Genomic DNA, 20,657 nt, shown 5'->3' with positions numbered 1-20,657 from the left:
TATATCAGTTTGCGAAAAAAATCAGCGAGTGACCAGCTTTTTTTTATTAAATGAATGTAAAAACCTGACAAAAAACAAGGCTAAAAGCAACAGTATGTAAATGACTGGTTCACGAATATCGGCCTTTACCAGCATAAGAAAATGAAGACACGACAAAGAAGCAACTAAATATGTCAGACGGTGTAACCTTTTCCAGCGTTTACCACCCAACCTTTTTATCATTTTATTAGTTGAGGTTACGACCAAGGGTAACAGCAAAATAAAACTGATGAAGCCCACAGTGATGAATGGACGTTTGATGATATCTTTCCAAATGTCATGAATATTAAAAAGTTGATCGAGACCAAGATATAACAGCATATGGACAAAGGCATAGAAAAAGGCATAGAGACCTAACATGCGTCGATATTTGACGACTGCCGTCAGACCTGTATACCAACGGATAGGTGAAACCAGCAAAGTGATTAATAAAAAACGTAATGCCCATAAGCCAGAGTTTCTGGTTAATGTCTCAACTGGATTAGCACCAAGGTTCTCAGTAAAGAGTCCCCAGATTAGATAAATGAGTGGCACAAGACAGATAAAAAACACTCCTGCCTTGACCATGCTTGCTTTGTTTTTTGCTGACATCTAGTTTTCAGAAATAACGTTTAAGATCCATGCCAGCATAGAGATCTGCCACTTGCTCGCCGTAACCATTAAACATCAGCGTTTTACGCTTCAAGAATTCACCGATACGGCGTTCTTTTGCCTGACTCCAACGTGGGTGGTCAACATTTGGATTCACATTTGAATAAAAGCCATATTCTCTAGCATTAGCTTTCATCCATGCCGTCTGAGGCATTTTTTCTACAAACCGTATACGCACAATCGATTTAATGCTTTTAAAACCGTATTTCCAAGGCACAACTAATCGAATTGGTGCCCCATTTTGTCCTAATAACTCTTTGCCATAGAGCCCCACTGACAAGAGTGTAAGAGGATTCATTGCTTCATCAATGCGTAAGCCTTCTACATAAGGCCAGTCAAGCACAGCGCGTCGCTGCCCCGGCATTTGTTCTGGGTCATATAATGTCGTGAATTCAACAAATTTTGCATTCGCATTTGGCTGCGCTTTTTTTAGCAAATCAGCCAGCGGAAAACCAATCCATGGAATCACCATAGACCACCCCTCCACACAGCGCATTCGATATATTCGTTCTTCTAAAGAGAAGGGTTTAATCAATTCATCGTAATCGTATGTACCAGGTTTTTCACACTCACCATCTATAACGACTTTCCATGACTCAGACTTATCTGGAAAAGCGGTCGCATTCAGTGCGGGATCCGTTTTTGATGTGCCAAACTCATAGAAATTGTTATATGTCGTAATTGACTCAAAATCCGTTTTTTCTTCTTCTGTAGAAAAAGGACTATTACTCAAGTCTTTGAAAAGTTGAGTCGGATTATCTTCGGTCGCAGCTAACACCATTGATGGAAATGCACTGGCTAGACCAATCGATATGCTGGTATTGAGAAACTGTCGACGGTTTTGATAAATATTAAAGTCAGTGACTTCTGATTCAGCTATTTCCCAGGATTTTTGTTTTCTAAAAAACATTTACTTACCCTCCTCGCTCGGCTGACAGTATTGGCTTATCCAGTAATCAACACTGAAGTACTTACCAGCCCCGATAAAAAACAACACTAGCAACATCAGGAAATAGGTGGCGGCAAATTCAATACCATTATTAAGCACAACGAAATTACCATGTTGTGTTAACCAGTCGTAATGCCCATATTCCTGCAAAATCTCTTTCGCCTTGTGAAGACGCTCTATAGCTTCATTGACATCATTTGATGCAAAAGGACTCATCGTGTCATGTATTGCCTGCCAACCGTTTTGCCAATGGACAGTGACAGCAGCGACAATCATAGTAAACATTAACGGTAGTGTGACTAAGTGAATGCCCAAGCCCAGAATGAGAAAAATTGCACCAAAGTATTCCGCTCCCCAGGCCAGATAAGCCATCAATTCAGGAAAAGGTAACCCCAATCCCCAATCAGGATTCGCAAACCAAGCGATTGTGCTATTCAGAGAGCTATCAGCATCAAACGGATTCCATTTGTTGTTGGCAGCCACCCAAAAAACAGGCGCGAGATACACACGTAATAATAGTGGTGCCATAAAATCGACGGCACGCGTTTTATTTAAGCTGGTTGAGACACCATGATAAATATGACAGATAGACATACCTGTTCTCCTTAATAAATAAGGGCTCAAAGAGCCCTTATTTAGAAACTGCCAGTGTATTTTTAGTGATTACCACCACAGCTGGCTTCATGTGCTTTTTTATCTGCACCGCATTTGGCTTCTTCAGCTTTTTTATCGCCACCGCATTTAGCTTCTTTTGCTTTTTTATCCGCGCCACATTTGGCTTCTTCAGCTTTTTTATCACCACCACACTTTGCTTCACCACATTTCGCTTCGTCTGCATGATGTTCAGCAAGTTGCATATAACCACTCGAAAGTTCTGTTGAAGAGAATGGGTTGCTGTCGGCACTGGCTAAAGATGGTGACAAGGCCATACCTGCTGCTAATGTGGCTATAGCGACTGATGATTTATTTAAGGTTGCCATGATGATTACTTCCTTCTATTGTTATTAAAAAATAAACGGGCATTGTTGTCCGTCTTGCATAGTAGACGAGCCTCACGAAGGATTGTTACAAACATAATGAAAAAAAATGTGAAGCATAGTCCAACACAAGAGCGCCTCTTAATTCAGCAGTTGATAGAGGGTGAAGCTAAAGCGTTTGACTATGTTGTATCTGAATACCATGGCTTAATGCTCACGATTGCCAGAGCTATTGTGGGTGAAGCGTTCGCTGATGAGATTGTTCAAGATGCCTGGCTGTCAGCCATCAAAGCATTACCAAACTTCGAGGCACGTTCCAGCTTAAAAACCTGGCTTTTGCAAATCACCAGTAATGCTGCCAAGACTCGGTTCAAGCGAGAGCAACGACAAGTTTCTCTGGATGAAGGCTGGGAATCAGTCCCTCGAGATAAATTTGATCAACGAGGCCATCGCTTAGATGATGTTTTACCCTGGGAACAGGAGACACCTGATGCCCTTCTTGAAAACGAACAACTAAAAGAACTGATTGAAACAAGCTTTCGTCAATTACCCGCAAACCAGCGTGCTTTGTTAACTATGTATGATATGGAGGGCTTATCAATGTCAGAGATCTGTAACATTCTAGATATCAGTTCGTCTAATGCTAGAGTGCTCTTGCATCGGGCCCGCACGACCATACACCACAAAATCGAAGAATACCGAGGAAGATAACAGATGTTTCAATGTAAAGATGTGGCAGAAGAAGCCAGTAATTATCTTGAAGGTGATCTGCCTATTAGAAAGCGACTCGGTCTATTTTTACACCTGCTTGTCTGTAGTTGCTGCCGAAATTATCTACAACAACTTCGTCAGACCATTTCGACTGTTGCCACACTTCGACCAACAGAAGAAGATGCTACAGATACCAAAGCGCTGGCAGAAAAGCTGCGAACATTATCTGAGTCAAAGCCCAGATAAGCGCGCATTTCATCCATTATTTTTTTGGGCCTGTCTGATATCTGTCCTTCCATTCACTATATGGCATGCCATAAATATGCTCACGCGCTTGATCGTAATCCATATCAATGTGCTTTTCTTCTGCTGCAGCCAGATACCACTTTGATAAACAATTCCGGCAAAATCCTGCCAGATTCATTAAATCAATGTTTTGTACATCGGTATTTTCACGCAGATGTTCAAGTAAACGTCTGAACGCGGCGGCTTCAAGTTCAGTTTGTGTTTGCTGATCCATAATTTTCCTCAAATAAAAAACATTTCACATGATGTGTTGGACTGAGCGGCGTTGAGTCAGGATATAGCTCCAAACATATAGGCATAGCATGTGGACAGCGCTGATGAAAGTGACAGCCTTTAGGTGGATTCGCTGGCGAAGGCAGTTCACCATCAAGTTGATGAGCGACCACCACATTCTCATCTGCATGAATTCTGGGAACCGCTGCAAGTAATGCCTGAGTGTATGGGTGCTTTGGATTATTTAACACTTCATCCCGTGTGCCCTGCTCAACAATGCGGCCAAGATACATTACTGCCACACAATGAGCCAAATAATCTACCACACTGATGTTATGGGTTATAAATAAAAATGATAATCCAAACTCATGCTGAATATCTCTTAGTAAATTTAATATCTGTGCCTGAACAGATACATCCAGTGCACTCGTGGGTTCATCACAGATAATTAATTCTGGTTCAGCGGCTAATGCTCTTGCTATACATATTCGTTGGCGCTGACCACCTGAAAACTCATGTGGATAACGATGTTTGATATCTGTCCTCAATCCCACTCGAAGCAGTAATTCATCCACTTTTGCTTCCTGCAACGCAGGATCTTTAATTGAAGATGTCAGCATCCCCTCTTTGATGACATTGTTAATGGTCATTCGCGGGTTCATTGACGCAAAAGGATCTTGAAAGATAATCTGCATAGAAGCGCGAGCTGAACGTAAGGCTTTAGATGACAATCGATTAAGCGTTTGTTTCTGAAAAATAACATTGCCAGAGGTGACAGGCACGAGTTGCAATATTCCTTTGCCAACTGTAGTTTTGCCACAGCCAGACTCGCCAACTAATGCCAACGTTTCAGCAGAACGAAGCTCGAAGCTTAAGCCATCAACCGCCTTCACTGCACCAATAGTCCGTTGGAACAATCCTTTTTTGATAGGAAAGTGAACTTTTAAGTCGTTGACTTGCAGTATCGCATTATCTGCTGGCACAACCTGTGAAAGCTTTGAGCTATGGAAAGACTGTTGATGGGCTTTTTGCTCAGCATGGACATCACTATCATATAAATGACAGCGAACACCATGTGCCTCATTACTTATCCAACGTGGTTCAACTTCATGACAGTCATCCCAAGCTAGCTCACAACGTTCAGCAAAACGACAAGCATGAAACTGGCGATTTAATGGCGGCACGCTTCCTTGTATCACCGTGAGTTTTTCTTCCCGCTTCTGCTTTGAGGGAATAGCCTGAAAAAGCTTTTGAGTGTACGGATGTTGAGTATTATTAAAGAATTGTGTTCGGCTGGCTGATTCGACAATTTGCCCGGCATACATCACGGCTACATGATCGGCCATCTGAGCAACAACACCTAAGTCATGCGTAATCAGCAGAATGGCCATACCTGTTTTCTGCTGAATAGCTTTCAGCAAATCAAGTATTTGAGCCTGAATGGTCACATCTAAGGCGGTTGTTGGTTCATCTGCAATCAATAACTCAGGTTCACCGGCAAGCGCCATAGCAATCATCACGCGTTGTTTCATGCCACCAGACAACTGATGAGGGTAAGCATTGATGCGTTCATTAGGATCAGGAATACCTACCGATCCAAGTAAGTCTATCGTTTTGTGATGAATCGCTTCCTTATCAAGATTGAAGTGCCATTTAAATACTTCAGCAATCTGCTGTCCTACAGTGAGAACAGGATTTAGTGAACTTTGGGGTTCTTGAAAAATCATGGCTATTCTACGACCACGAATTTTTTCCATTTCTGCTTCAGAAAGAGAAAGAATATTTTGTCCACCCAAACGGACCTCGCCAGCCACAATGTGGCTGGCTGGATAAGGGTTCAACCTCAGAATAGACAATGCTGTCATGGATTTGCCACAGCCAGACTCTCCCACTAGCGCATAGGTTTGACCTTTCTCAATACAAAAATCCACCCCATCAACCGCTCGGTATGGCGCCTTATCATTTCCAAACCATGTTTTTAATGCTTTGACTTCTAGTAATGCGCTCATAATGTACCTTGCATTCTAGGATCAAATGCATCGCGAACAACATCTGCAAACAAGTTCGCAGCAAGCACCAACACAAACATTGAAATAAATGCTGCAGTTAGAGACCACCAGACGACAGGTTCTCTTGCCATTTCAAGGCGTGCACTATTAATCATATTGCCCCAGCTAATCATGGAAGGGTCGACACCAACACCAACATAAGAAAGCACGGCTTCCGCCAGAACCAAGCCACTAAAGTCTAAGACCACGGCAATAAGTACTAAATGCATCAAGTTCGGCAAAATATGTTTACGTAGAATACTAAAACTCCCCGCCCCTAAAGCACGAGATGCCATGACGTATTCTGCTTCACGTAACTTAAGTGTTTCTGCTCGTAGAATTCGACACAGACCAGTCCAACTGGTCATGCCCAAAATAATGCATAAAAACAACAGCCGAATATCTGCACGCTCAGCAATGGTTTTAAAGTTCTCAGGATGATTATTCATATAAACCTGAAGAATTAATACGGCTGCAGCAATCAGTAATACACCTGGGATGGAGTTCAAAGTGGTGTAAATATATTGAATAAGATCGTCTATCCAGCCTCGGAAATAACCTGCGGCAATGCCCAGCATAATGGCCATAGGCAACATCACCAAGGTAGTTAACGTCCCAATCACTAAGCCTGTACGGATACTCTTTAAGGACTGGTATAAAACATCCTGTCCCACTTTATCCGTACCAAACACATGATAGTTCTGACTCAGTAAAGCTAAGTTACAGATGAGTAATAAAAGACAAAAAGCGGTGAAATAAAAAGTATGAAGTGGATAGTCGGAGTGATTGAGAAAGATGCGTTTGGTTTGCGGGAAGATCTGGCTTACATGAGCACGCGAGGCAATGGCAGTATGACAAACATAAATCAGAAACAGCAATAACAGGCTTAACAGACTGGCTTTTAAAATTGTTTGGTAAATATCAGACGTTTTGTGATCAGAACTTGCTAAATGGGCAGCGCCATATTTCAATTTTGGATAATCATAGTTAATGGAACCATCATCCATCGTCTGTATTTCTTTAACAAACAAACGATCAGCAAAAGGCGCTGAATAGGTTTTTTCTAATTGTTGTTTCAGTGGTAAAACAAGCCAATCAAATACACTGAATACTTCTGATGAATAATAAACTTCTTTTGCGTTCTTTGTTGCGTCTAATGCCGGACGATAATGTAAAGAGTCCAGCAGGCCAACGATGATATACACACCGAGGATCATAACGGAAATCATGCCTCGCTTGCGCTTTATTACTGATTTCCAGGGCGTACTTAAATGAGGCTGTGTTCTTATATAAAAGGCTGCTACAGCGATAACGGCTACCAGCAGGAAGATGAGAATGTCTGTCCAAAGAAATACGGGCAAAAACGACATGGTCGGCCTTGTTTATTTTTTCAGACTTGATGTATCAATCTTTAGTTCTCGTGGTAATGAGAATTCAATGTTCTCTTTTAAACCGTCATCTTCGTATGACGAATCAACACCTAAGTCACGTAATTTTTCAACAACTTGGTTGACGAGTATTTCTGGTGCTGATGCACCTGCCGTCAAACCAATTCGATTTTTATCTACAAGCCATTGTGGATCTATTTGATCGGCATTGTCTATTAAAAAAGCAGGCGTGCCTAACTTCTCTGATAATTCACGTAAACGATTCGAGTTAGAGCTATTTACCGAGCCTACCACTAAAACAAGATCACACTCGTTTGCGAGTTTTTTCACGGCATCTTGTCTGTTTTGTGTGGCATAGCAAATATCATCTTTGCTTGGGCCGATAATGTCGGGAAAGTGTTGACGCAGAGCATCAATCACAACCGAGGTATCATCAACAGAAAGTGTGGTTTGGGTAACAAAGGCCAGTTGCTGTGGATTTTTGACTTTTAGTCTGGCGACATCTTCAGGCGACTCAACTAAGTACATGCCGCCTTCTGTTGATGTGTATTGGCCCATAGTCCCTTCTACTTCGGGGTGTCCTGCATGACCAATCAGAATACATTCCATATTCTGTTTTTCATAACGTGACACTTCCATATGCACTTTAGTCACTAAAGGACAAGTCGCATCAAACACTTTTAGATCACGCTTTTTCCCCTCACTCTGCACCTTTTTCGATACGCCGTGAGCACTAAAAATCAAGGTACTTCCGTCGGGGACCTCATCCACTTCTTCGACAAAAATAGCGCCTTTGTCTCTAAGACCATCGACCACAAAGCGATTATGAACCACTTCATGACGCACATAAACGGGGGCACCAAACAACTCCAGTGCGCGCTCTACGATATCTATTGCTCTATCGACACCGGCACAAAAGCCACGTGGATTGGCGAGGATAAGTTCTTTGCTCATAACACTGCCTTTGGATAAGAACCTAAAATGCGAAACATGGATGACTCATTCTCTAATAGAGTCAACGCTGATGCTACTGCTGGCTCGTCAATATGTCCTTCAATATCAATAAAAAAAACATATTCCCAAATACCTTTTCTCGAGGGTCTCGACTCGATACGGGTCATGCTGATGCTGTAATCCGCTAATGGTTTTAACAGAGTCTGCAAAGCGCCAGGTTTATTCTTGGTCGCGACTAAAAGCGCTGTTTTATCAACACCTGAAGGTCCAACATTCTGTGATCCAATCACCAAAAAGCGTGTCGTGTTATCGACCTCATCTTCGATATTACTGGCTAAAATGGATAAACCATAAATATCTGCTGCACGATTCGCAGCAATAGCGGCGGTATTTTGAGGTTCTGCTGCAACACGCTTGGCAGCTTCGGAATTACTGTTGAGCGGTATCAACTCAGCCTCAGGTAGTTGCTCCATCAGCCATTGGCGACACTGCGCGATGGCTTGAGGATGAGCATAAACTTTGTTTATATCTTCGAGCCGCTTCTCTTTACTGAGTAAATAATGGTGTATACGTAATGTGACTTCACCATTAATTTTTAACGGTGAGGAAATAAACCGGTCTAAGGTATGCGAGACCATACCTTCGGTTGAATTTTCTACTGGCACTACGCCGTAACAGGCATGCGAGGTTTCAACAGCATGAAAAACATCGGCAATGGTACTCATCGGATGAAGCTCAACGCTGCCACCAAACTGTTTTTGAGCCGCCGCTTGAGTAAAAGAGCCTTCAGGACCAAGATAAGCCACTTGTAAAGGTTTTTCAGCTGCCAGACATGCAGACATGATTTCACGAAATAATCTGGCCACCTCAGCAGAAGCTAATGGGCCCTCATTCCGTTCCATCACCGTTCTTAGCACCATCGCTTCGCGTTCAGGACGATAAAAGTCGGCCTGTTCACCACTATCCATTTTTATCCGGGCAACTTCCTGTGCCATCGCCGCTCGGTCATTCAGCAATTGCTGGATTTTTAAATCGATATCATCAATTTCTTGACGAATATTGGCTAAGGCTTCTTTTTCATTCATTGGCAATAATTACCCGTGCTTACGCTCAAATTCATTCATGAAACTGATCAGTGCATCGACACCCGCCTCTGGCATAGCGTTGTATATGCTTGCACGCATACCACCCAAGTCTCGATGACCTTTGAGTGACAGTAACTTGTGTTCTGCGGCTTGCTGCAAAAACAGTTTATCAAGCTTATCATCCGCCAATGTAAAGGGGACATTCATCCACGAACGATATCGGATATCGACAGGATTACTATAAAAGTCACTTCCATCAATAGTGGCATATAGCTTAGCTGCTTTACGTTTGTTTAGTGCAGCCATTGCCTCTAATCCACCCTGCTGTTTCAACCAGTCAAACACTAAACCAGCTAAATACCAGCTATATGTGGCTGGTGTGTTAAACATTGATCCGTTATCAGCATGAGTTTTGTAGTTGAGCATGGTCGGTGTACCAGGCAATACATCACCCAGTAAATCCTTGCGTATAATGACAATGCACAAACCAGCAGGACCAATGTTTTTCTGTGCACCTGCGTAGATCATACCGAATTGCGACACATCAATCGGCCGCGACAAAATGGTCGATGACAAGTCGGCGACTAACGGCACATCTCCAACATCAGGAATCTCCGCAAACTCAAGTCCGTGTATGGTTTCATTAGGTGTGTAATGAACATACGCAGCCTGTTCTGACAGAGACCACTCGCTTGGGTTGGCAATTGTGGTGAAATGGTTAGCTGTTGAATCTGTAACAATATTCACATCACAAAACTGTCTAGCTTCAGCGATGGCTTTGGTAGACCACGCCCCAGTATTGAAATAGTCCGCTGTTTTTTTTCCACGCAACAGGTTCATTGGAATCATGGGGAACTGTAGCGATGCTCCGCCCTGTAAAAACAACACAGCGTAGTCATCAGAAATGTCCATTAATTCACGAAGATCAGTTTCAGCTTGCTCAGCAATGCGAGTGTATTCAGGTCCGCGATGGCTCATCTCCATCACAGACATACCTGTTCCATTCCAATCTAGCATTTCCTGCTGAGCCCGTTCCATGACGGCATCAGGCAACATCGCAGGACCAGCACTAAAATTATAAGCTCTCAAATTTATTCTTCTGTTGTTTCGTCAGTATCATCCGCATCATCGATCGCTAAATCGACATCTGGGTCTTCATCTTCAATAACGCGTTCCAAACCGACGAGTTTTTCACCATTGCTGAGATTAATTAATCGAACACCTTGCGTGTTACGTCCGACCAAAGACACATCTTTCACCGGTGTTCTAACCAAAGTGCCACCATTTGTGATTAACATGATTTGATGTTCATCACAGACCTGTACAGCCCCGACCACACAGCCATTTCGTTCAGATGTCTGAATTGAAATGATGCCTTGTCCACCACGGCCTTGTACACGATATTCAGCCAGATTAGTGCGTTTACCGTAACCAAATTCGGTCGCCGTTAGAATGGCACCATCTTCTTCAGCAATAATCAGAGAAATAATTTTCTCATCATCGCCGATACGCATACCACGTACACCACGAGAAACACGTCCCATTGAGCGGACATCTGTTTCAGCAAACCGGATAACCTTACCGGTATTACTAAATAACATCACATCAGAATGTCCATTAGTGACAGCCACATCGATCAACTGGTCGTCTTCTTTCAGATCTACGGCGATAATGCCGTTTGCACGCGGGCGCGAATAATCTACCAGAGGTGTTTTCTTAACCGTACCTGACGCTGTCGCCATGAAAATAAATTTATCCGCTTCAAACTCACGAATAGGTAGAACAGCATTAATCTTCTCACCTTCTTCTAACGGTAATAAGTTAATGATGGGTTTACCCCGTGAAGCGCGGCTTCCTTGTGGCAGTTCATAGACTTTTTTCCAATACACTTTACCGGCGCTGGAGAAACATAAAAGCGTGTCATGTGTATTGGCAATAAACAAATGCTCAATGAAATCTTCATCTTTCATGGCAGTCGCCGCTTTACCTTTACCACCACGCTTTTGTGCCTGATACGTATCAAGCTGCTGGGTTTTGGCATAACCAGCATGTGATAGCGTCACTACCATTTCTTCTTCGGTAATTAAATCTTCAAGCGTTAGATCAAGATGATTGGCCAGAATTTCTGTACGACGCTCATCACCGTATTCGGCATTAATAGCAACTAACTCTTCACGAATCACCGCCATCAAATTATCCGGATCACTCAAAATAGCTAACAACTCTGCAATGACCTCCAGAACTTCTCGGTACTCTTGCAGAATCTTATCTTGTTCCAGACCTGTTAGGCGGTGTAAGCGCATATCCAAAATAGCTTGTGCCTGGACTGGCGATAGGTGATAGAGATTGTTCACTAAGCCATATTGTTCAGCCAGATCCTCTGGACGAGAAGCTTCTGCGCCAGCAGCACCTAACATCTCCAGAATCATGCCTGAAGCCCAGCCTTTTGCTAACAGAGCTTCTTTTGCTTCAGCAGGGTTGGGAGAAGCTTTAATAAGCTCGATAACTTCATCAATATTGGCTAATGCGGTTGCCAGACCTTCTAATACGTGTGCACGCTCACGCGCTTTTCTGAGATCATAAATCGAGCGACGTGTCACGACTTCACGACGGTGGCGAATGAAGGCATCCAGAATTTCTTTCAGGTTAAGCGTACGAGGCTGTCCATCAACAATCGCAACCATGTTGATGCCGAATACAGTTTGCATCTGTGTCTGCTGATACAGATTGTTAAGGATGACCTCAGGGACTTCACCACGCTTAAGGACAATCACCATGCGCATACCGTCTTTGTCAGACTCATCGCGCAATGCCGAGATCCCTTCAATTTTTTTATCTTTAACAAGCTCGGCGATTTTTTCTAATAATCGGGCTTTGTTGACCTGGTAAGGCAGTTCTTTAACAACAATACTTTGTTGACCTGAAGCCTCATTGGTCTCAATGTCAGCACGCGCACGAATGTGTACTCGGCCACGACCAGTTTGATAGGCTTCAGCAATACCACGAGCCCCATTAATGATGCCCGAAGTCGGGAAATCAGGCCCCGGTACATATTCCATTAACTCATGTGTTGTGACATCTGGATTGTCGATAATAGCAATACAGGCATTCAGAATTTCTGTGAGGTTGTGAGGCGGAATATTGGTTGCCATACCCACCGCAATACCAGAAGAACCGTTGACCAGAAGTGCTGGAATTTTTGTTGGTAGTACCGCAGGCTCTGACTCTGACTCATCATAGTTGGGAACAAAGTCAACAGTTTCTTTTTCAAGATCGGCCAGCATTTCATGAGCAATTTTTGCCATGCGTACTTCGGTGTAACGCATCGCTGCCGGAGGGTCACCATCCACTGAACCAAAGTTACCTTGCCCATCGACCAGCATGTATCGCATGGAAAATGGCTGAGCCATACGTACCATGGTGTCATAAACAGCCGTATCACCATGAGGGTGATATTTACCGATAACATCACCGACAATACGGGCAGACTTTTTATATGGGCTGTTCCAGCTATTACCTAGCTCTCTCATCGCGTAGAGAACACGACGATGAACAGGTTTTAATCCATCACGAACATCCGGTAGCGCACGTCCCACGATAACGCTCATCGCGTAGTCAAGGTACGACTGCTTCATCTCGGTTTCGATACCTATCGAATCCAGTTCTAAGGCAATTTCACTCATTTATTGACCGTCCAAATAAAGCATAAGGCTACAAATGCTGTTGCTCAGTATGATTATTCTGAACACATTTGTAGCGTAGCCAGTTCTACATAGTATGGTTTACCAACCAGCTTCAGAAGAGGAAACCAGTCGAAAGAATTCCAGCCACAACGTTGAGAAAAACACCAACTTCTTCGTCGTGCTCTGGAAAACACACTCACGCCAGAATCCGGGTAAACGTGTCTAAACCACCAAACCTCTTATCCTACCACTAAAGCCTATATCCTGCACGCTAAAGTCAAGATGCTACCTAGCATCTACTTTTGAAAAATATGCGCTTAAATCCTGCTCTAAAGTCGTTAGAAGTTCTTCGGTTCCTTGTTTCCAGCCAGTAACAACATGACTCGGGGTGGCTTGTTCAATGTCGACATCCACGCGTAACCCTGTCTGAAATAACAATTTTTCCGGGTTGTCGGCAGGTGACATAAAGAACTGCATTTCAATGACTGATTGTGGAGAATAGGCAGGACGTTTTTCGCCGTAAAAAGCCGTGACCGCGGCATCCATCACAAAATCCGCGGGTATAGAATCATCTGTAACCACATGACTGAATTGACCACTTTTTTGTAACCAGCGTTTAACGATATTGGTGAACATCACCTCAGGGTCAACCAGAAACTGATGAGGCTCAATAGCTTTATATTCATTTTCACCGATTCGAAAGATTAAGGTTTTACTTCTGAAATGAGGTACAACACGGACTGGCTTCAGCAGTAATACACGCTCTGCTGGGAAGTCAGAGGCTATATCTGTGCGGTCTACGTCCAGTGCATAATATCGCGGTGTCATGTCGACATCTTTTTCTTCACCACCCCAGCTAAAGCACGAGCTTAAAAACAGTGATGACAACATAATAAAAAAAGAAAAAATCAATCGTGAGTGTAAAGTCAACATACTTCCTTTTGGGTTAATTTGTTGTGTCATTAAAAACCGGGCAATGACTGCCGATATAATAGACGCTAATCACCTTTTCGCTCAATGAGATTATTATGGAAAAGCTAAAAGCTAAAATCAGAGATGTTAATGACTTTCCTTCACCAGGCATCGTGTTCAAAGACATCACCCCTCTGGTACAGGACCCCATCTTGTTGAGAGAATGTGTAGCAGCATTAATTCAACCATACAAGGGAAAGGCGATAACCGCTGTCGCAGGAATGGAAGCAAGAGGCTTTATTTTTGGTTCATTAGCAGCATGGGAATTGGGTGTTGGATTTATTCCACTGCGTAAGCCAGGTAAATTACCTTACGATGTTCAACGTATCGACTATGATCTTGAATATGGTTCAGCTGCTCTGGAAGCACATATCGACGCAATTAAAGCTGGCGATAAAATACTAGTCATAGATGATGTCCTGGCCACAGGGGGTACGGCACGAGCCAGCTGTGAACTTATACAAAACTTAGGGGGCGAGGTGGTTGCCTGTGCCTTTGTCATGGAGCTTGGTTTTTTGCATGGTCGTGATGTCCTAGCCCCATACCCTATCCACACTCTAATAAGCTATTAAGATTATGTTGAAACTCTTTATCGCCGCACTCTTAGTCTCGTCACCTTTATTTGCTGAAGAATTTCAGGCCCCCGTTACCGATACAAATTGGCAAGTCATTGAATCACCGCTTGAGTGTTCATTAATGCAAACCATTCCCAGTTTTGGCAAAGCCGGTTTTTATAGACGAAATGGACAACCATTACAACTGACGTTTGATACCGATAATCAACCTGCTGAAAATAGTCATGTGTCATTTGAAATGTCTGCAGCGCCGTGGCAGAACACTGAGGAGTTTGACACTTTAAAGCGTATACCCACCTCTTCAGGACAAAGACAATTCCAAATCGAAGGGCCCCTGGCACAACAAGCACTGGTAAAAATGCAGGATGGCCGATTTCCTATCATTCGTTACCGTTCTCAAGCATACGCTGATGAGATCACTGTAAAGTTATCCACTATTAAGTTCAGTGACTCATTACCAGCGTTTCAGCAGTGCTTAAACAACCTCTACCCAGATAGTTTTTCTGACATCAGAAAACTGACTGTTTATTTTGAGTCGGAAAGGACCAATTTAGACAAAGCTTCTCTTCAAGCACTCACTCGTGTAGCAGAGTACGTAAAAGTGGATGACAGTGTCAGTCAAATCACTATCACCAGTCACACTGACAGTTTTGGTCGCAAACGTTTAAATGTCCCACTTTCAGAGGCAAGAGCAAAAACCATACGAGACTTTTTTGTCGGCCAATATGAGATACCGGCAGAAAAAATTATCATGCGGTCGTTTGTCGATCATGATCCCGCAGCTACGAATAAAACCGCTAAAGGGCGTGCTTACAATCGTCGCGCTGAAATCGAATTAATCCGGTGAAAGGCTTTTCGGCGAAGCCAATTAGTGTCACCATTACATTCCGTTTAATCGTGCTCCAGTGAGCTAAAGGAAGAGAATGAATCACGAAGCAGTCATGGCACTGTCAGTCATTGGAATTATCGCCATTGTATGTCAATGGCTAGCTTGGTGGATAAAACTGCCTGCCATCGTCCTGTTACTGATCGCGGGTATTGTTCTGGGACCTGTGACAGGTTGGTTGGATCCCGAGGCATTATTCGGTGACCTGCTCTTCCCTACTGTCTCACTTGCTGTTGCTGTCATCCTGTTCGAAGGAAGCCTGACCCTCAAATTTGAAGAAATTCGAGGACTTCAAAAAGTCGTCCGCAATATTTTGACGCTGGGTGTGATGATCACCTGGTCTGCCATCGCCATCGCGACCCATCTTTTATTAGATTTCCCCTGGGCTCTGGCTATTTTATTCGGTGCCATTATGGTCGTAACAGGTCCCACTGTTATCGTCCCTATGCTCAGGACTGTGCGTCCCAATGCCAAAATCTCTAATATTTTACGTTGGGAAGGTATTGTTATCGATCCATTAGGTGCAATTCTGGCCGTTTTAGTATTTGAAGTACTCTTATCTATCCAGCTTCAGGGGCATGCCGAAGTCGGACATACTCTCTATATGTTTGCCAAAACGATTGTAGTCGGACTCAGCATTGGTGCTATCGCTGGTTACAGTTTTGGCTTGTTATTACGCCGTCATCTATTACCTGAGTATCTGCATAATGTGGCAGCACTGGCACTGGTATTTGGTACCTTTGCTGTGTCCAACGAAATCTCTGAAGAATCAGGCTTGCTGACGGTTACCGTGCTGGGTATCTGGTTAGCCAATATGAAAAATGTTCAGGTAGAAAATATCTTAGACTTCAAAGAAGATCTGAGTATTTTCCTGATTTCTGGCTTATTTATTCTGCTGGCTGCACGCCTTAATCTGGACTCATTCACTCAATTGGGTCTGGGCGCGGTTATTTTATTTTTATTTATTCAGTTTGTTGTGCGTCCCGTCAAAGTGTTTGTCTGTTCCATCGGCTCAGACTTAACTTGGCAAGAGAAAGCGATGATTAGCTGGATTGGACCTCGTGGTATTGTAGCTGCAGCCGTTACGGCATTATTTGCTCTGCGTTTACAAGATATCGGTTACGAAAAAGCCGACCTGTTAGTACCCTTATCGTTTGCCATCATTATCGGTACAGTTCTGGTGCAAGGTGCCACAGCTAAATTTATTGCAAAACGTCTCGGTGTGGCAGAGCCAGAAGATAGTGGTTTCCTGATTGTGGGTGCCAACTCTGTCGCGCGTGTGGTGGCACAGGCACTCAATGATAACGGCTTCAGAACTCGTCTTACTGATGGTAGCTGGAGTAATGTCAAAGAGGCTCGAATGAAAGGCATGGATACTTACTACGGTAATGCCGTTTCTGAGCATGCCGATCGTCACTTGGATCTGATAGGTCTTGGCCAGATACTCGCACTGACACCACAAAGTGAACTCAACGCTTTAGCCTGTATGCGTTATAAGTCAGAATTCGGCAGCAACCGCGTTTACTTTCTATCAACAGATAAAGAAAAAGATAAGGAACGCAGTGTTGTTAAATCACGAAAAGCAATAAGTCATGACTCTCATGTCTTGTTTGGCAGTGAAATCACCTATGCCAAAATGGCCAGCCTGATTTCCCAAGGTGCCAAAATCAAACAAACTAAATTAACTGAAAACTTCAGTTTCGCTGATTACTTGCGTGAGCATGGTCGTCGTGTGACACCGTTATTTGCCTTCAATCCTCGGAAACGTCTGCGCTTTTTCACCGCAGCAGAATCATTACAGCCTGAAATGGGTTGGACTATTGTGGCCTTAGTGCAAGATGAAACTGATCTGACGCCAGCAGAAATGAGTGCACCAGAAGTGGATGGAAGTCTTGATGAAAATCGTTTACCAACATAACAAAAGAATTCAGCTTTCAGGCCGATATATCAACTAGGAACACTGAGTTGAAGTAAGGGTAAAGTTATACCATGGCTGAAGACAATAACGACATTCTTGAAGAAGAAACAGAGACACCTCCCGCATCAGACGACACACCTGAGCGAGAGGTGGATCCTGAAGATAACGATACAGCCAAAGCCAACAGCAAAGATAAGCCATTGTTATTTGGCTTATCAAAATCACTGTTAATAAAAATAGGGATCGGTGTAGCTGCCCTCTTGCTTATCACAGGCTTAGCCCTATTTTTTCTGATGGATTCTTCAGATACAGAGGAAGAAGCAGAACCTATTTTGCTGGATGCTCCCACGGATTCAGACAATGAAGATACGGATAACCTCTCATCAGCAGATGAACAAAGCGCTGTCTTACCTGAAGTGGATACCAGTCTAGAAGATGACGAAGAAGAAGGCGTGGTCTTACCGACAGTAGTAAAAAAACAAACGGATGAAAATGGCAACGTCATCCCAACAGAAAACCTTATTGATCCCATGCCTGGTAATGAGACCGCTTTGAACGAGAATACTGCTTCAAGCGAAATGGCCAACCAGCAAAATAATGAAGCGGACACATTACCATCCATCACAACGGATTCCACAGACCCCAATATTGACGGTAGTTCACCAGACAAATTGCTGAAAGAAGTGATGGCATTACAACAACAGCTCAATAAGCAGCAGTCGACTAATCAAGAACTGATCAGGCAGATACAAGAGTTATCAAATGAAAATAAATCGCTGAAAAATGAAGATCTAACAGCAAGCAATTATGTGGCACCGGCGGCACCTTCATTCACAGATAATAATGAAGCTCAGTCAGATAACGATAAACCTATTCAGTACCAGGACTATCGTTATAGCCAGCAACACAAACTCAATATAGGGCCACAATGGGGTGAGGTTAACCCCAATCTAGACAAGTGATGATTATTGCCACATTGCTAACAATTGCTGGGTCACGTGTTGATAGTCATTTGCTTTTGTGATGGCTGTAATCATGGCCACTGAGTCTACCCCAGTTTTTCTGAGCTGCTCAGCTCTTTCAACATTAATACCACCTATCGCCACGACGGGATATTGCCCTTTCAATAAATCTACCCACTGCTGCAGACGCTCAATACCCTGTGGCGAGAATGGCATTTGTTTGCTGGTCGTTTCATAGATGGGACCTAAAGCAATATAACTTGGATTCACCGCCAGCGCTCTGGCAAGCTCCCAATATGAATGGGTAGAGACACCTAATCTCAAACCAGCCTCTGATATCTGCTTTATATTCGCATCATGCAGGTCTTCCTGACCAAGGTGAACACCATAAGCGCCAGCTTCAATCGCCATTTCCCAATGATCGTTGACGAAAAAATGTACAGGTTTGTTTGCTACCGTACTCATGGCTGAGTGCAGATGCTGCTGTATTAAGTCTTGATCAGCCTCTTTCACTCTTAACTGTATCGTTTTGATACCTTCATCAACCAGCTTTTTAACCCAATCAGCACTCTCCACGACCGGATAAATACCAAGTTCAGGACAAGTTGGAAATTCCAATGTTTGACCAATCAACTCAGGCTGATAACACAATTTGGGAAAATCAACTAACGCGATATCTTGCTGGCTATGATGAATAAGCTGATATGGCCCCGCCTTGTGTGAAAGCCTTATGCCACGTGTGACATAGGCTTTAGCTAATACCATAGCATCTCGTATATCTTGTCCTGATGCCAAATGTGAAGCCAGTGATGATGCTAAAACGCATCCTGTTCCTCTTACCTGAACAGTTGTTTTTTCGTTATAGAGATAAAAATCAGCTAATGTAGAAGAAACGAAATCTATGGCCAAAGCATTGTCGCTATGCCCACCTTTAACTAAACAGACACCAACACCTTGTTGACGCAGTAGTTGTGCCCCCGTCTCCACAGTGATATCAGGCTTTGTGAGCGCATAGAGCTCAGGTAAGTTGGGGGTCACCACCGTCACCAGAGGCAAAATCTCTTTATAGATGTAATTTTTGACATCCTCCGGTACAGTCATGCCACCACTGGTACTCCCAAGTACGGGATCAAAAATAACCGGACCGTTAAATTTATTCAGAATATCTTTGACACATTCTGCCATCGCAATATGTGGAATCAGACCTATCTTTATCGCTTTAATATCAAAGTCTGCCTGACAATTTTCAAACTGTGCCTTCACTTTAGCAGGACTGACTAGGCCAAACTCTGTTAATCCTTCTGCACTTTGCTCTGTTAAGCCAGTAATTAAAGAGAGTGGATGACAACCATGATTCTGAACCGTCATGATATCTGCCGACATGCCAGCACAACCTTGGGGATCCAATCCTCCAATCAGTAAAACAGCCGGTTTTTGATTCTGTGTGGCGTCCACGTATTACCTCATGTCAATAATTCTTTAGAGCGCGCTTTGAAATAAGCACGCTGTATTGCTGGCATCACCTTATTTGCCGGCCGATACTTAGGCATGTTGTTGCCAAATGGGCTGATCTAAGGTGGGTGTGCTAGGTTTGGCATTGTCGCGTTTAGGCATAACACCGGCTTCATAAGCCAAACGACCGGCATTGATGGCATCAGCAAAGGCATGAGCCATTGTCTCTGGCTCAAGCGCTTCTGCAATCGCTGTATTTAACAGAATGCCATCGTAGCCTAGCTCCAGAGCTTGAACCGCGTCAGAAGGTTTACCAATGCCCGCATCAACTAATAAAGTCATTTCTGGCAAACGTTCACGTAATGTCTTTAAGGCATAAGGATTGAGTAATCCCTGACCGGTACCAATGGGTGCTCCCCAAGGCATTAATACTTCACACCCCAACTCTGCCAGTTTCTGACATAACACCAGATCATCTGTGCAGTATGGAAACACCTTAAATCCATCTTCGATTAATATTTTAGTGGCTTCAACCAAAGCAAATGGATCCGGTTGCAAATTATAGCTATCGCCCAACACTTCAAGCTTAACCCAGTCGGTATCAAATAACTCTCTGGCCATATGTGCCGTATTAACCGCTTCTTTGACGCTATAACAACCAGCTGTATTAGGCAAAAGATGGCAGTTGAGCTGCTCAATCATTTGCCAGAACTGATCCCCACTTTGTTTATCAGCAGAGGTTTGTCGTCGTAATGACACTGTAATGACTTCCGCCTGAGATGCTTTAATGGCATCGATCATCACCTTAGGTGAGGGATATAACGCCGTGCCAATAAATAATCGGCTACTGAGTGTTTGTCCATAGACTTGCCAATCAGATGCTTTCAT

20 protein-coding genes are annotated in these 20,657 nt (G+C 43.5%); 6 read left to right on the top strand and 14 right to left on the bottom strand.

Annotated elements, in window-relative coordinates:
* Positions 1 to 21: 21 nt before the first annotated feature.
* The 4 genes from B3V56_RS13445 to B3V56_RS13430 form a co-directional block, all read right to left on the bottom strand.
* Positions 22 to 630 (bottom strand): sulfite oxidase heme-binding subunit YedZ, encoded by a 609-nt coding sequence (locus tag B3V56_RS13445; RefSeq protein WP_289282283.1) that lies wholly within the window; start codon positions 628 to 630, stop codon positions 22 to 24.
* A 7-nt stretch (positions 631 to 637) separates the two neighbouring features.
* Positions 638 to 1,600: a protein-methionine-sulfoxide reductase catalytic subunit MsrP gene (gene msrP, locus B3V56_RS13440; RefSeq protein WP_289282282.1), complete on the bottom strand. Its 963-nt coding sequence runs from the start codon at positions 1,598 to 1,600 to the stop codon at positions 638 to 640.
* Positions 1,601 to 2,233: a DoxX family protein gene (locus B3V56_RS13435; protein WP_289282281.1), complete on the bottom strand. Its 633-nt coding sequence runs from the start codon at positions 2,231 to 2,233 to the stop codon at positions 1,601 to 1,603.
* Positions 2,234 to 2,295: 62 nt separating this feature from the next.
* The gene (locus tag B3V56_RS13430) at positions 2,296 to 2,619 is read right to left on the bottom strand and encodes a low-complexity protein (RefSeq protein WP_286304447.1); all 324 of its coding nucleotides are present in this window, start codon (positions 2,617 to 2,619) and stop codon (positions 2,296 to 2,298) included.
* A gap of 96 nt (positions 2,620 to 2,715) precedes the next feature.
* Here B3V56_RS13430 and B3V56_RS13425 point away from each other — a divergent pair, with 96 nt between their 5' ends.
* Both B3V56_RS13425 and B3V56_RS13420 read left to right on the top strand, forming a co-directional pair.
* Entirely contained in the window at positions 2,716 to 3,327 is a 612-nt protein-coding gene (locus B3V56_RS13425; RefSeq protein WP_289244762.1) for an RNA polymerase sigma factor, read from the top strand.
* 3 nt (positions 3,328 to 3,330) lie between these two features.
* A complete protein-coding gene (locus B3V56_RS13420) occupies positions 3,331 to 3,573 on the top strand; it encodes a hypothetical protein (protein ID WP_286304445.1) in 243 nt (80 codons plus the stop codon).
* Positions 3,574 to 3,589: 16 nt separating this feature from the next.
* On the opposite strand, the gene B3V56_RS13415 is transcribed toward B3V56_RS13420, so the two are convergent.
* The 8 genes from B3V56_RS13415 to B3V56_RS13380 form a co-directional block, all read right to left on the bottom strand.
* Positions 3,590 to 3,847: a DUF1244 domain-containing protein gene (locus tag B3V56_RS13415; RefSeq protein WP_286304444.1), complete on the bottom strand. Its 258-nt coding sequence runs from the start codon at positions 3,845 to 3,847 to the stop codon at positions 3,590 to 3,592.
* Positions 3,825 to 5,855, bottom strand: a complete 2,031-nt coding sequence (locus B3V56_RS13410; protein ID WP_289284407.1) for an ABC transporter ATP-binding protein — start codon at positions 5,853 to 5,855, stop codon at positions 3,825 to 3,827. Before B3V56_RS13410 ends, B3V56_RS13415 begins: the two co-directional genes overlap by 23 nt.
* The gene (locus tag B3V56_RS13405) at positions 5,852 to 7,264 is read right to left on the bottom strand and encodes an ABC transporter permease (RefSeq protein WP_286304442.1); all 1,413 of its coding nucleotides are present in this window, start codon (positions 7,262 to 7,264) and stop codon (positions 5,852 to 5,854) included. Before B3V56_RS13405 ends, B3V56_RS13410 begins: the two co-directional genes overlap by 4 nt.
* A 12-nt stretch (positions 7,265 to 7,276) precedes the next feature.
* Positions 7,277 to 8,236: a 4-hydroxy-3-methylbut-2-enyl diphosphate reductase gene (ispH, locus tag B3V56_RS13400; protein ID WP_286304441.1), complete on the bottom strand. Its 960-nt coding sequence runs from the start codon at positions 8,234 to 8,236 to the stop codon at positions 7,277 to 7,279.
* On the bottom strand, positions 8,233 to 9,321 hold the full coding sequence (gene pheA, locus B3V56_RS13395) for a prephenate dehydratase (protein ID WP_289282277.1): 1,089 nt from the start codon (positions 9,319 to 9,321) through the stop codon (positions 8,233 to 8,235). The genes ispH and pheA overlap by 4 nt, the downstream gene beginning before the upstream one ends.
* A 9-nt stretch (positions 9,322 to 9,330) precedes the next feature.
* The gene (gene serC / locus B3V56_RS13390; protein WP_289282276.1) at positions 9,331 to 10,410 is read right to left on the bottom strand and encodes a 3-phosphoserine/phosphohydroxythreonine transaminase; all 1,080 of its coding nucleotides are present in this window, start codon (positions 10,408 to 10,410) and stop codon (positions 9,331 to 9,333) included.
* 2 nt (positions 10,411 to 10,412) lie between these two features.
* Positions 10,413 to 13,004, bottom strand: coding sequence for a DNA gyrase subunit A (gyrA, locus tag B3V56_RS13385; RefSeq protein ID WP_289244755.1), 2,592 nt, complete (start codon positions 13,002 to 13,004; stop codon positions 10,413 to 10,415).
* 285 nt (positions 13,005 to 13,289) lie between these two features.
* Entirely contained in the window at positions 13,290 to 13,967 is a 678-nt protein-coding gene (locus B3V56_RS13380; RefSeq protein WP_289282275.1) for an ABC transporter, read from the bottom strand.
* Positions 13,968 to 14,026: 59 nt separating this feature from the next.
* On the opposite strand from B3V56_RS13380, the gene B3V56_RS13375 reads away from it, so the two are divergent.
* The 4 genes from B3V56_RS13375 to B3V56_RS13360 all read left to right on the top strand — a co-directional run bounded on the left by B3V56_RS13375 (position 14,027) and on the right by B3V56_RS13360 (position 18,317).
* A complete protein-coding gene (locus B3V56_RS13375; protein ID WP_286306134.1) occupies positions 14,027 to 14,548 on the top strand; it encodes an adenine phosphoribosyltransferase in 522 nt (173 codons plus the stop codon).
* 4 nt (positions 14,549 to 14,552) lie between these two features.
* Positions 14,553 to 15,398: a flagellar protein MotY gene (locus tag B3V56_RS13370; protein WP_286304438.1), complete on the top strand. Its 846-nt coding sequence runs from the start codon at positions 14,553 to 14,555 to the stop codon at positions 15,396 to 15,398.
* Positions 15,399 to 15,474: 76 nt separating this feature from the next.
* Positions 15,475 to 17,355: a cation:proton antiporter gene (locus B3V56_RS13365; RefSeq protein WP_286304437.1), complete on the top strand. Its 1,881-nt coding sequence runs from the start codon at positions 15,475 to 15,477 to the stop codon at positions 17,353 to 17,355.
* A gap of 71 nt (positions 17,356 to 17,426) precedes the next feature.
* On the top strand, positions 17,427 to 18,317 hold the full coding sequence (locus tag B3V56_RS13360; protein WP_289282274.1) for a hypothetical protein: 891 nt from the start codon (positions 17,427 to 17,429) through the stop codon (positions 18,315 to 18,317).
* Between the two features lie 3 nt (positions 18,318 to 18,320).
* Here the strand turns inward: B3V56_RS13360 and thiE are convergent, their stop codons facing one another.
* The gene (gene thiE, locus B3V56_RS13355; protein ID WP_289282273.1) at positions 18,321 to 19,772 is read right to left on the bottom strand and encodes a thiamine phosphate synthase; all 1,452 of its coding nucleotides are present in this window, start codon (positions 19,770 to 19,772) and stop codon (positions 18,321 to 18,323) included.
* Between the two features lie 87 nt (positions 19,773 to 19,859).
* Positions 19,860 to 20,657: a thiazole synthase gene (locus B3V56_RS13350; RefSeq protein ID WP_286304434.1), complete on the bottom strand. Its 798-nt coding sequence runs from the start codon at positions 20,655 to 20,657 to the stop codon at positions 19,860 to 19,862.

The organism is Methylophaga sp. UBA2513 (genome assembly GCF_002341285.1).
Taxonomy (GTDB): Bacteria; Pseudomonadota; Gammaproteobacteria; order Nitrosococcales; family Methylophagaceae; genus Methylophaga; species Methylophaga marina.
Note: the sequence above shows the minus strand (reverse complement) of the source record. Positions and strands in the feature narration are given on the sequence as shown.